This window comes from Tumebacillus algifaecis, assembly GCF_002243515.1.
GTDB lineage: Bacteria > Bacillota > Bacilli > Tumebacillales > Tumebacillaceae > Tumebacillus_A > Tumebacillus_A algifaecis.
In genome coordinates this window covers 3,023,288-3,035,905 of record NZ_CP022657.1, presented here as the reverse complement: position 1 = coordinate 3,035,905, position 12,618 = coordinate 3,023,288, and the positions used below count along the sequence as shown (strand labels likewise).

General features: G+C 52.4%; 11 protein-coding genes. All 11 read left to right on the top strand.

Translation table 11 applies throughout. From position 1 onward, the window contains the following. Positions 1–22 precede the first annotated feature (22 nt). The 11 genes from CIG75_RS12820 to CIG75_RS12765 all read left to right on the top strand — a co-directional run bounded on the left by CIG75_RS12820 (position 23) and on the right by CIG75_RS12765 (position 12,613). A complete protein-coding gene (locus tag CIG75_RS12820) occupies positions 23–250 on the top strand; it encodes a hypothetical protein (RefSeq protein ID WP_094237023.1) in 228 nt (75 codons plus the stop codon). 202 nt (positions 251–452) lie between these two features. Beyond that, positions 453–1,175, top strand: a complete 723-nt coding sequence (locus tag CIG75_RS12815; protein ID WP_094237022.1) for a hypothetical protein — start codon at positions 453–455, stop codon at positions 1,173–1,175. 98 nt (positions 1,176–1,273) lie between these two features. Then, a complete protein-coding gene (locus CIG75_RS12810) occupies positions 1,274–2,194 on the top strand; it encodes a DUF1804 family protein (RefSeq protein WP_094237021.1) in 921 nt (306 codons plus the stop codon). Continuing rightward, entirely contained in the window at positions 2,191–3,753 is a 1,563-nt protein-coding gene (gene terL, locus CIG75_RS12805; protein WP_094237020.1) for a phage terminase large subunit, read from the top strand. Before CIG75_RS12810 ends, terL begins: the two co-directional genes overlap by 4 nt. Positions 3,754–3,771: 18 nt before the next feature. Then, positions 3,772–5,973: a portal protein gene (locus CIG75_RS12800; protein WP_094237019.1), complete on the top strand. Its 2,202-nt coding sequence runs from the start codon at positions 3,772–3,774 to the stop codon at positions 5,971–5,973. A gap of 5 nt (positions 5,974–5,978) precedes the next feature. Continuing rightward, positions 5,979–8,723, top strand: coding sequence for a hypothetical protein (locus CIG75_RS12795; RefSeq protein ID WP_094237018.1), 2,745 nt, complete (start codon positions 5,979–5,981; stop codon positions 8,721–8,723). Between the two features lie 16 nt (positions 8,724–8,739). Next, positions 8,740–9,114 (top strand): hypothetical protein, encoded by a 375-nt coding sequence (locus CIG75_RS12790; RefSeq protein ID WP_094237017.1) that lies wholly within the window; start codon positions 8,740–8,742, stop codon positions 9,112–9,114. Next, the gene (locus CIG75_RS12785; RefSeq protein WP_094237016.1) at positions 9,086–9,706 is read left to right on the top strand and encodes a hypothetical protein; all 621 of its coding nucleotides are present in this window, start codon (positions 9,086–9,088) and stop codon (positions 9,704–9,706) included. Before CIG75_RS12790 ends, CIG75_RS12785 begins: the two co-directional genes overlap by 29 nt. 363 nt (positions 9,707–10,069) lie before the next feature. Continuing rightward, positions 10,070–10,537, top strand: a complete 468-nt coding sequence (locus CIG75_RS12775; RefSeq protein WP_094237014.1) for a phage virion morphogenesis family protein — start codon at positions 10,070–10,072, stop codon at positions 10,535–10,537. Beyond that, positions 10,534–11,097, top strand: coding sequence for a hypothetical protein (locus CIG75_RS12770; RefSeq protein ID WP_094237013.1), 564 nt, complete (start codon positions 10,534–10,536; stop codon positions 11,095–11,097). Before CIG75_RS12775 ends, CIG75_RS12770 begins: the two co-directional genes overlap by 4 nt. A gap of 55 nt (positions 11,098–11,152) precedes the next feature. Continuing rightward, entirely contained in the window at positions 11,153–12,613 is a 1,461-nt protein-coding gene (locus CIG75_RS12765) for a hypothetical protein (RefSeq protein ID WP_157729540.1), read from the top strand. Positions 12,614–12,618 lie beyond the last annotated feature (5 nt).

Sequence of the window (12,618 nt, the reverse complement as noted above, 5' to 3'; positions counted from 1 at the left end):
TTTTAGATATGGCGGTGAAACGATGCAATACAATTCGAATGATTTAAACAAAGAAAGTCAACTGTTGAAGCATCAAGCCGAGGTCTTGAGTGGCATTATCGATTCTAAAGAACAGTACAGAAAGCTGACCAAGGCTGCGATTGCAAGGTGGATCAAGGACTTTCAAGACGGTCGTATTGAGATCAATACAGTTGATGACTTAACCAAACTCATCAAGCTTGATCTTGAGTTGCAGGCTGAGGATTTCTAGAAAACAAACTCAAACAATTGACGCGCTGGTTGTACAGCGAAAGGAGCCTCTCGTATGTACGCGACTACGGAAACAATCTAGGCGATCGCCTTCGTCTTGGTTGGCCGGATCGGTGTATGCATTGGTGCCACCCAAACTATTTAAGAGTGCTTGTACGAAACAGAAATATTGGATAGGATGTGATAAAAAGGTGGTGTAAATCTTGTTACTACTCAAATTTTCTAATAATCGATCACATCTTGAGCAGTTGCGGAACGGAAAAATGTACATGAACACTTTCAAATACTTCATTGACCTTGAAAAGACAACGGGTAAAAAAGGTGTCGGTGATGTATTAGAGGTGTCAACTGTTTGTCATGATTCGGAGTTATGGATTAAAGATCCCGAATCCAATGAAAGTCATTTTGCAGGCATGGCTAAAAGCATTCAATTTCGAGATGATGCTGTACTTGATATGCATGTTTTTTGCATGACGATTATCGAGAGAGACAATTTTGAAGTTACCGAAAAATCTGAGGGTGTCGCGCAAATGAGATTGGTCTTGCCCGAAGAGAAGATTAAGCGGTTGGTACATGACTTTGGGGAATACGTCTTTGTTACTTTTATGGACACATTTATTGAGCGAATTGATCAGCCGTTTGCTAAGTCAGGAATCGAAGCAACACACGGTAAGGTGAAGTACGTCGACTTCTCAGTCAACAATGCCGAAAGGCTGAGTGGCTACATGAAAAGAGAAGTGGATAGGTTTTTTTGGAAGGATCGTTTCTTTGAGCATCAGAGTGAGTACAGATTAGTTGCACTCAATCAAATGTCACAGGACCCTCTTGTTGTAAAACTACCTTCCTTGAAAGATATCTCGTCTGTCATTGAGACTAAATATCTCAATACATTTCACATTAAATTTACACCAAAACAAGTCCTTTAGTATGTTTGGAACTCATTGTTGATAATACAGATTACATAAATATTTGAGGTCGCCAAACTTGGCGGCTTTTTATTATGTCTTGGAGGTGGTGATATGTAGTGGCGAAAGCACGCTCTCCAAAGCGCGATCAGGCCAAGCATATGTTTATCGACTCAAACGGCCAGATGATGTTGAAAGACATTGCCGCAACGCTCGAAGTCTCTCCCGATCAGATCCGAAAGTGGAAGCGGGATGACAAGAAGGCGGGTGACGATTGGGAGGCTCTTTTGAATGGTCACGTAACCAATGGCAATAGTCACGTAACCAATGAACAGAAGCCGACCAAACGCGGTGGTGCCCCGCCGGGCAATCAAAACGCAATAGGGTATGGCGCACCTCGCGGTAACAAGAACGCTGTCGGTAACGCTGGTGGTGGTGCTCCTCCGGGCAATAAGAACTCGCTCAAGCACGGGCGCTTCGAGACGATCACGTGGGATGCGCTCGACGAAGACGAACGGCTCCTACTTGAGCAGATTAGCACCGATCCGCTCGACCAGTACCAGTTGCAGATCGCGGACTTGAACATTCGAAAGCGCAGGATGATGCTGCGTATCCTTGACCTCAAAAACGGACTGACGGAGAAGGGGCGGCGGGTGCTGCAACAACGCCAGAAGGTCAAAGAGGTGGTCGAGATCTACGACGAGAAAACTGGTATGGCGCGATCTGTGCCAGTGGAGAATCACACGCTGGTCGTCGTCGAGATCGAGGAGACCGAAACTCGGAATATCGACGACATCATCAAGTGGGAAGCGGAGCTGACGAGCCTTGAAAAGGCACTAACGAGGGCTGTTCGCGATATGGCCGCTTATTTGAGCGATGCCGAGAGACTTGCGATGGCTCGTGAAAAGTTGGAGCTCGAAAAGTTCAAGGCTGCTCCCAAGGGCACCGGAGGCTCACCTGTCGCTGAGCTGACAGACGAGGAGTTGGAGGCCGAACTGCAGCGGCTCGAAGCGATGGAAAGCGGTGGTGAGGACGCATGACAACGGATCGGAGGCTGCAGGAAGCGAAGCTGGGTCTCCTTCGCGAGAAACGCCTACGGAAGTCCCGGAAAGGCTTCTGGGAGTTCTGCAAGACGATTGCCCCGGACTTCTACAAAGAGTCCCGCTGGCACCTGAAGCTCATCGCCGTTGTATTGCAAGCTCTCTATGAGTCGCAGCTAACCAAGGCGTTCTTCCGGCAAGCATGTGAGGGGATCGCTCCGCGCTGGTTCATCGACGAATATGACTGGAGCCAACTGCAGGAAGGCGTGGTCTACCGCAACATGACCATGAACATCCCTCCGCGGCACGGCAAGTCACGAACGCTCATCATGTTTTGCGAGTGGTGCTTCGGGCAAGACAAGACGAACCGGATCATCACTGCGTCGTACAACGAAGACATGGCGACGGACTTCTCCCGCTATACTCGCGACGGGATCAGCGAGGAGAAGATCTACCCTCACGAGATCGTCTACAGCGATATCTTCCCTAGCGTTCGGGTTGCGGACGGTAACGCATCTTTTCGGCAATGGGCGCTTGACGGGCAGTTCTTCAGCTACAAGGGAGCGGGCCTTGGAGGATCTATCACCGGTAAAGGCGGTAACATCCTCATCGTTGACGACCCGATCAAGAATGCGGAGGAAGCCTTCAACGACAACGTCTTGGACAAACAGTGGCAGTGGTACACCGGAACCTTTCTCTCGCGGCAGGAGCAACGCGACACCACATTCAAGATCGTGAACATGACGCGCTGGTCTAAGAAAGACATCTGTGGCCGCTTGCTGGCCGGGCGCGGAGCCCGCCGCTGGTTTGTATTGAAAATCCCAGTCGAGGATCAGGCGGGGGAGCACATGCTCTGCGAGGAGATCTTCTCCCGTGCTACTTTCGAAGAACTTTCTGAAGAAGCAGATCCGCTAATCCTGAAGGCGAACTACTACCAAGAACCGATCTATGCGGAGGGCTTGCTCTACAAGTCGTTCAAGACCTACGAGAACGTGCCAAGCGATGCATCTGGGCACCCGCTGTTCGAGAAGATCATCTCCTACACTGACTCTGCCGATGACGGGGCCGACTATCTATGCTGCGTGATCGGTGGCGTGTACCGCGGTGAAATCTACCTGCTCGATGTGCTCTACACGAAAGCGGGCATGGAGATCACGGAGCCGCAGACCGCCGACATCCTGGTACGCAACAACGTCACACTCGCTGACGTGGAGTCAAACGCTGGCGGGAAGGGTTTTGCTCGAAACGTTGAGCGCGAGATCTGGGAGCGGCACCAGACAAGAAAGGTAAAAGTTCGTTGGTTCCATCAAAGTAAAAACAAGCAGGCCCGCATTCTGTCTAACAGCGTGTTCATCATGAACCACGTATACTTCCCGGTCAACTGGCGTGATCGTTGGCCGGAGTACTACAAGGCCATGACCGAATACAAGAAGGAAGGCGGCAATAAGCATGACGACGCGCCAGACGCGACGACGGGTTTGGTTGAGATGATGGATGTCCAGGAGGTCATCGTCGAAACAGACCGAATGGACATGTCTGATCTGGCTGAGGCTTACTAAACGGAAAGGAGGCTACGTATGGGGCTACTGGAAAAGATCACGAGCTTTTGGCGCCGCGGGTCGCCGGAGCGCACCGAAGATCAACGCCAAGCGGTTTCCACGCCGGAAGCTCATAACACCGAAGATGTCATTGAAACCGATCACCTGTACAGGACACTACAGGTAGAGAGCGGCCGTCGTGCCGTTCTACGTGATGTTGAAAAGATGCTGGAAGATGATCCCTTGGTGGATGAAACAAACGTCCGTGTCGCCCGGAAAGCAACCCGTGGCGGCATTTTTGTTACCGTCAATGGTTCAAGTAAGCACCAGCAGAAGAAGGCGGCTCATACAGGGAAAAAAGCTGGCCGCGGGGCAAAGGTTTCGAATCAGGCGCAGGTCATTATCGATGCGTTTCTCAAGCGATGCAAAATCGATGGCAAATTGCCCATGTGGGCGGGACGTCTCATATCTGACGGTGATTTGTTCCTTAACGTGGTGATTGAGGAACAACTCGGTCAACCAATGATCTCGGCAATCAAATGGACGCCGCCTGCGATCATCAAGCGTAACGAGGACAACTTCGGGAACTTTCCCGACCCTGCCCGAGCATTTTCAGAGATCGATCCAAAGCGCGGGGCGTACTTTCTGACCCTGATTCCAGAGGATGCTGTGCAACATTTTCCGCTGTGGTCAATGAATCACATTCGTTGGAAATGGCGTGGCGGAATGTATGGCCGGAGCCAGTACGCGGCGATTCGCAAATTGTCCAAACAGAACGCTACGGCTGATGACGACATGGTTGTCCGCCGAAAGACGCGCGCGCCGCAACGTCGGGTACATTCGATCGGCAGTAAGGATAACCCCGGCGACGAGAAAGTGGTCCAGAAATATCGTTCAGAGCATCGGGACACCATCGAGAACGGTAGGTACAAAGCGACCACGGATTACTTTCACAATGGACAAGGTGATGTGAAGAATCTAGACGGAGACGGCAACCTCGATAAAATCAAGGACGTGACCTATCTGTTCGACAAGCAAAACGCCGCCACGATGGTCCCGAAAGGTCTTCTCGGCTTCGCTGAAGACATCAATCGTGACGTGCTTGATGAGCAGAAGGAGGAGTTCTACGATGCAATAGGCGACATCCGGCAACTCTTGGAGTACGGCGATGGCGGTGAATTCTCGGGTCTACGCGCGCTGATCGAATTGGAGCTGCTACTGCACGGTATCGACGCGGAAGCTGTGGATCTCGTGTTCGACATCATCTGGCAACCGCTTCGCGACGAACCAGATGACAAAGTGATCGAGCGCACCAAAATGGCGTTAGATGCTGGATTGATCGACAAGAGAACAGCAATCAACAACACCGCGCATATCTTCGGCGTGGAAAACCCCGAATTTGTCATAATGGCGCTGCAAGAGGAAGCACAAGCCCGAGAGAAGGCCGTCAAGAAGTCTTCTGACGAGGATGAGCAGGACGATCCCGACGACGCGGTCACGGATGCGAAGGCAGACGATGAGGCGCACCTCGCAGGGATGGATGAGATTGAGTCCGAAGGTAAGCAGAGGTGGCAAAAGCGCTTCCGTCGTCTGCGAAAGCAAGCTTCGAAGATCAGTCTTCCTCTGGACGACATCGTGCTCGACGCAAAATCCGATGAAGACGAGGTCTATCTTAGCGAGGATGCCATCGATCAGTTCATCAATGCCGTTGTCACGGTACATGCTGATGACCGCGAGAAATACAGCGCGGAATTGGCATATATCTACACTCACTCCGCCGTGATCGGAGGAACGCTGGCCGCAACTAACGTGGGTCTCAATTTCAAGCTCTTTCGAGAGGACATTTTCGAAGATTTGCTTGAGAATAGCGCTAAGAGAGTGGTTGGCATCGACGCTACGACCGAGAGGCAGCTGCGTGAGGCGCTTGCAGCAGGCTTTCTTACCGGAAGTAAACGCGAGCTGACAAAAATGGTACGTGAAGCGATTGGAGAAGTCTACGACAACGCCTACAAGAACCGATCAGAAGCGATTGCTCGGACGGAGAGCATGTGGGCATACAACCGATCGGCTTTGAGGATGTACGCAGAGGCGGGGGTAGATATATCAAAAGCGCCTTCATTGCCCGCCCATATCCGTTGCCGTTGCACATATAGCGTGGAGGACGGGAAGGTCATCATTTTGGTAACAAGCGACGAACGAACATGTCCAACGTGTAAGGGGTTCGTCGGAAAGGAGTGGTAAAAGAAATGCCGATTGAAACTCAAACTTTGATCCCTTTTCTGGACAGTCAGAGTCAAGGCAGTTCTGATGTCGTGGTCGAACCATATCTGGATGCGACCAATGGGCCAGTAGAGATCGTTGACCAAAGCAATGGTCAGATCGGCTTTAAGGCGGGTCCGAAGCTCTACAAGATGCTCGGAACACGTGCAGATGTGGTGAACGGCAACAATCGGGTGTATCCCCGCGCTGTTCTGTCATCGATGGTCGGTGAGTGGAAAGCAAACAACCCTCGCGGCGCGATCGGTGAGGAAGGGCACCCTGACTCGTACAAAAGAGCCGACGGTAAGCTAGGCTGGAAGTCCAAAACCGAAAACAAGTGCATCAAAGTTGTAGACGTTCTGGAGCCAGATCAGGCCGGAAACGTCTATTTTATTTTCCACACGATCGACACACAACGCGGGCGAGATCTGCAGGCGGTGCTCGATGCCGGTGGAAAAATCGGGTGTTCGATGCGTGCAAGCGGGTCGGGGAAACGAGGGCAGTTCAACGGAAAAGCGGTCACGGTTGCCACACGCTTGGAGCTGACCGTCTTCGACGTGCTTGATGATCCTGCTCTGACTGACACCCTCGGTTCGGCTGTGCCGATCACGGATGGTCAGATCGACGAAATTCTCTCCGATGATCGTGGTGACCAGCAGGAGTACTCTGATGCGGTTGACCCGTTTATCAAACAGGTGAAAGCGGCAGAGAAACTTTCCGATCTCACTCGACTCAAAAACAAGGTCGAACAAGAGGAGCTGGATGCGATCGACCGTGCAGCTTTCGATACTGCCTGGTATAAGCGATGGTGGCAAATCAGAGAGTTGATCGAGGCGGAGGAGATGGACAAACGCGCCAACCGCATCGGATTTACCGATCATCAAGAACATCCCAATGGGGAAGAGGGGGACGAAAACTTGAAGTACACTTTCCAACAGCTCATGGCAATGACAGATTCCGAGCTCAAACGAATTCGCACCGAAGAAGCAGATTGCGCGCCGATGTGCGACGCGATTCTCGGTCAGCGTGAGGCGGAGGAACAGAAGAACGAACTTGAAACCTTGCGCCAAGCGGAGGAGCAGCGCAAGAACCGTGTGGCCGCGCAGGCGTTCATCGACAGCCAGGAAGTGCAAGACAAGCTTGCCAAGCTGCCGCCGCACGTCCAAAAAGTCGTGACAGACAAAATCGACCTGACCAGCAAGGACCTAGCAGAGAAGACATTCAACGATGCTTTCGACTTCGCTGCACAGCTTTCTGCTGACAACAAGTTGAAAAACCTCGGCTTCGACCGGAACAACCCGATCGTCGATGCTCAGGCTCGCGTGAACAGTGGGGTGGAGCACGTTGGCGAGGAAAACGGTTGGATGGAAGTGGCCGACAAGCTGCGAGAGGCAGTTGAGGACGTGCAATCTATGGTGGACAGCGTCGATGAGAACACCAAGAAACTGAACAAACATGTCGTGAAAGAAGTTCTCGACGCGTTCGATGCGGCAAATGGCGATCGACTCTCCTTGTTCGCTGACTCCTTCGATACTGCGACTACGACCACGAGCGTCATGAATGGTGTCATCTTTGAGCGCCAGATCATTGAACAGGTGTTCCAAACAATGATTGCACTCCACTTCGTGGAAACAGGCACGTTTAAAGGTCAATTCGCTAAGATTCCGCGTGAGACTTACGCTCGATCCAACAGCCGTCCGACCCGAAACGGTGAAATGAAGCCGATGGCAAAAGGGAAGTTGAGCCTCGACTTCTTGCAGATCGTGGCACGCACCCGGAAGTTGGCCGCAGAAATCTCTCTCGAAACCATGACTTTCCTGAAGTCCGGCCCGCTGAACTACAACGCGCTGGCTCGACTTGTTTACCATATTGCCGAAGATCTGAAGCGTGAAACGTCTCTGGACTTGCACGAAGAGATGCTTTTGTCGGCTGATGAGCACGGCGCGATCCGTGTGAACGGCGAAACACCGAAGATCAGCCCCGACCGCGCCACGATCACGCTGTTGCGCGGCGGGACTCTGGCAGAACCGAATCACTACGTTCCGATCGTCCGCGAGCGCTTTTCGAATGTGCTCACGGAGAGTGGCGTACAAAATCAGGTGCTTAACAAGATCGTGGTCAAAGTGGACGGAGTAGAAGTCGAACTGTCGACAGCAGAAATTGACTACGACAACGGCACCATCACCCTCGATGGCGCACTGTCGAACGGTGCAGTTACTGTCGACTACAGCTATGTGACCAATATCCAACTGTTCAATCTGAGCCCGGCCGCGGGCATGGACTACGAAAAGCACCTTAACAAGCTCTTGCATCTGATCGGCGCGCAAAAGGCCGCGATGGGTTCTGCTCCGAACTTCTATCGTCCGAACTTCGGTATGATGTCAGAAGTCCTCTCCAACGAAATCTCGCAGGCTGAGCTCTTTAAGACATGGAGCAAGATGAACGGCTCTGACCTCAACCCGACCGGGTGGGTGGCGCAGATCAAGGGCATCAACATGGTCGAGCACAATGAGCCGTGGAGCGCCGGTGATTCGCGTCTCTTGCTCGGACAGCGTGGTGCAACCAAGTACGCGATTGAAACTGGTATGACCATGAAAGGCCCGTTCGAGACACGTACCGATGAAGGAGAGCTGAATGGCGGCGAAGAGATCTACCTGTTCTGCAACGACGCGATCAAGACGCCGATTCAGCAGAAGCTTCGCACGATCAAGTTCTATCGTTCCGAGCAATAATCGGAGGTGATGGCACGTGAACCAGAAATTCCACCCGCCCGGGTCTGACCCGATCATCGTAAACGGACTGATCGTACAGCCTGGGTCTTTTTATGCCCCGCCAAAAGGTCATATTGAAATTGTTACAACCGACAATGCAGCGAAGGAGCAAACCATTCGCCCGCCGTTCCTTTCTTCACCCACTGGTCTTTCTGTGGGCGGTGAGGGACACGATAGTCAGCCGACGTTCAAACCGCCAGCATATGACAGCGTCACGGTCAACGAAATGAAAACCCAATTGGAAGCGTGGGGCGTCGACTATTCTGAGCAGGACAAGGATAAGCCGACACTCTACGCTTTCTATGTGGAGGAGGCGAGACGACATGCAGAATCTAATCAACAAGGTTCGTAGTCAGATCAGCGATTTGAAGGGCTCAGTCTTCGCGCTGGCGAGCCAGGACGAAGAGGAGGGCACAATACCAGACGAGCTTCAGTCGATCGTCATTGACGCGGTGAGCGATTACAGTCGATGGAATCCGGTGCAAAACCGACGCGGTCGCATCGACGTGATCGTCGGCCAAACGGACTACGACCTGCCTGCCGACTTCATGGGGATGGAAGTTGAGCCTTCGCTAAACTTCCTCCTTTCCGAAAAGGTGCTGATTTTGAAGGAGTCTCCCAAAAAGGCGGGCTCCTTCTCATTTTTCTACAGGGGTATGAGGTCGCCAGAATCGGTTCCCGAGTACGATGTCCCAGCGGTCGTGTGGCTCGCATCAGCCAATGCGTTGCGTGCTGTGCTCGCCGATCAGGAGCGGCTGCAGCGCTATATCAACTACAAAATCCCGAATGCATCGGAGATCGATGCTCACCCAGCATCCCGTGTCATCGAACAGATCAACAAGGCCGCGCAGGATTTGGAGCGTCAATACAACAAGCGGATGGAGAACTATCAAAGGGCACAGCTCGAAGTGGCCTCTCGTGGCCCCTACATGACTTTCGGATGATACTACTGGACTTTATTCATGCGGATACAAGTAGGCGCTTCGCGGAGCATGGAGTTACGATCATTCTGCTCGACCGATCAGTCACAGAAAAAAACGCGCTGGATGAGCCTGTAAGGGTGAGTGTGGTCGAGCGACCGCAGGTCGTTATCGTACAGGATCAACCCAACATGGTGATCAACGAGAGTGGGGTTGACCTATACAGGGGTGATCTTAACTTCTTGGCCCCACTGGACACGGAAATCAAGAAGGAATCGATTCTAAAACACGATGGAAAGTTTTTTTCGGTAAGCGAAATGGAGTTGTCGCCGCCTTTCTTTGGGGAGACGTTTTACCTCATTTGCAGAGCGGAAAGGAGCCATGTGAATGGATCTGAATGATCTGGCGAAGCAACTCTACATGATGGCGGACGATCTGCATGCAGGATTGGCCGACGGCCTACAAATCACAGCTACCAAAACTGCTTCAAACGCGAAGAAGCGCCTTGGCAAATATCAACAAGGATGGGCGAAACTCAAGGAAGTCACGATCCGACGGAAGTTCGGGAAGAACAAGGCCGCTTCGAAAACTCGCATGAAGCGAGGCGGTTCGGGTTCCGATTCTCCACTCGTCGATACCGGGATCATGCGAGCTAGTATCACGAACAAAGTAGATCGAGGCTCTCTTCAAGCAGAGGTAGGGACTCCTGCCATTCAGGCAGCGACTCATGAATTCGGAGACGAAGCCCGAGGCATTCCGGCACGGCCATATCTTCGACCGGCATTGCATGAGGAGATGGAACATATCGAGGACAACCTGGCAGCTGGCATTGCGAAACGGGTGAGTTCCAAATGATCCGGAACGAAATCGAAATCGTGTATGCAACACTCGGTGCGCTCGTGAAGTCGTATCCTGAGTTGTCGAGCCCACCGCGAATGGTGTATGACTACACGCCAGAGCGGATTATGGGTGATGCGTTCCCTGCGGTTGGCATCCAAAGGTTGAGTAACCCGCAGCACAAGCTAATTGACAAACACGAAGACTATGCTCGATCGAAGCATAACGGCGTGGAGTACGTCTGGCGGGAGGCTGGTCGTTTCGATGTGGCTTGTCAGGTGGCTCTTTTTGTCAGCGCAAGCGAGACGATCGTTAACCCGACAACATTCATCCGCGGCTGGGTGCATCACGTTGAAAAGAGAATCATTGACGAGGTACGATTTGCGACGGTCGGTGATCCGGTGGATGGCGAGATGCTACGACTCCGTAGCCTTGCCGAGCCGTTCCAACAAGAGGCTAAGCTGCTTGTCTCCGCGAAGCTCACTCTCCATGCCGAAGGGAAGTATCTAAGTGGTCAAAAAACGATCCATGAAGAGCAGTCCAAGAAACCGCTCATTGTCGTCAGCGTCACACTATAACCCAAGCCGCTCTGCGATTACAGAGCGGCTTTCATATTCAGAAGGAGGGAATAGCATGCCGATCCTTTATGGAGGGACGAAGTCGAGTGACTTCGTTACCCCGGGCATCTACATCGAAGAGCAAGTGCCGACATCGCCGGAGAAGCCAGGTGGATATACGTCGAATCTGTTGGCGATCATCGGAGTTTTTGAGAAAGGACCTTTGACTGAGCCTGTGATTGTCAACGGGTTAAACGACTTCGTAGAGAAGTGTGGGAATTTCACCGAGAACTACAGCGGCTCGAAGGCCGCTTACGCAGCGTTGCAGCGCGGTGTGCAAAAGCTGGCGATTATCAACGTTCGCGGTGACATGGCGAAGCAAGCCGAGATCACCTTGCTCGACAAGGAAGGCAAGCCGACCTTAGCGGTGCGCCATATGCACAAGTGCGAGTTTGGGAACTTCTGCTCCGTCGAAGTGCAAGCCGGCAACAAGCCTGACACATTCCGAGTGATTCTCCGCAACCCTTACGGCAAGCCTGAGGTGTACAACGACTTGAGTACGCCTGCGCAGGCAGTGGAGAAGGTCGCGGCGCACTCAAAAGACTTCGTAGTGGAGGAGCTAGCGCAAGAGGTGCAGCCTGGTAGCAACCCCGATGTATTGGCCGAAACAAAGCTCACAGGTGGATCTGATGGGAAGCCGACCAAAGCGGCGGACTATCTGGGCAAGGACGACCCAGTCACTTACAAAAAGACGGGTCTCAAGCTTTTGAAAACACTACCGCAGGTCACCGACTTTGTTGCAGACAAAAACATCTCTGATCAGTTTTCAGACGCGATGCTGGTTGCTGCACAGGAGATGAATGCCTTTACCTACATCCCTGTTCCAGATGCGTCAATCGTCGGGGCTATCTCTATGCGACAGAACTATGACACCGAATTCGGGCATTTTGTGCTCGGGCAAGCCAAGAGTAAGTCGAAAGGCTGGGTAGTGCCAGCGGCTGTATATGATGCCATTGCACACGTCCTGTGCCCCGTTCAGGACGGCACAGCCGGCTTTTGGTTTGGTGACATTGAATCGACCGACATTCCGCTCACGACCGCCGACATCGAAAATCTGACGGCGAATCAAGTCGTCTGCCTGTCGTGGATCGTGAACGAAAAGCGAGAAAACGCGATGGCCTTGCAATCCGACTTTACACTTGCAGCGGATGCCCGTCTGCGACAGACCTATCGTCGGAGAGTCAACTCGCTGATCGTCCGAGATCTTGAGATGGTGACGACACCATATCGCTCCAAGCATCTCTCGGATGGCTGGTTTGCACAGTACGAGATCGCCGTTCGGCACTACCTCGACAAATTGAAAGGTCGTCCTGATGACCTGAATAGCGAGGTCATCCAAGATTACAAAATTTCTTTCCGCCGGCCGGGTGAGATCGGGAATGTGGATGAAGCGATCGAAGAGCTCAGAATCAAGCTGTTCAACATCGCTGACAAGATCACCATTCGCTTGATGTCTGCAGCGGATTTGACGGCGTAGAAAGG

Coding starts and splice junctions, on each gene's coding strand:
- CIG75_RS12820 (WP_094237023.1), top strand. CDS start 23: ATGCAATACAATTCGAATGATTTAAACAAAGAAAGTCAACTGTTGAAG.
- terL (WP_094237020.1), top strand. CDS start 2,191: ATGACAACGGATCGGAGGCTGCAGGAAGCGAAGCTGGGTCTCCTTCGC.
- CIG75_RS12800 (WP_094237019.1), top strand. CDS start 3,772: ATGGGGCTACTGGAAAAGATCACGAGCTTTTGGCGCCGCGGGTCGCCG.
- CIG75_RS12795 (WP_094237018.1), top strand. CDS start 5,979: ATGCCGATTGAAACTCAAACTTTGATCCCTTTTCTGGACAGTCAGAGT.
- CIG75_RS12785 (WP_094237016.1), top strand. CDS start 9,086: ATGCAGAATCTAATCAACAAGGTTCGTAGTCAGATCAGCGATTTGAAG.
- CIG75_RS12775 (WP_094237014.1), top strand. CDS start 10,070: ATGGATCTGAATGATCTGGCGAAGCAACTCTACATGATGGCGGACGAT.
- CIG75_RS12770 (WP_094237013.1), top strand. CDS start 10,534: ATGATCCGGAACGAAATCGAAATCGTGTATGCAACACTCGGTGCGCTC.
- CIG75_RS12765 (WP_157729540.1), top strand. CDS start 11,153: ATGCCGATCCTTTATGGAGGGACGAAGTCGAGTGACTTCGTTACCCCG.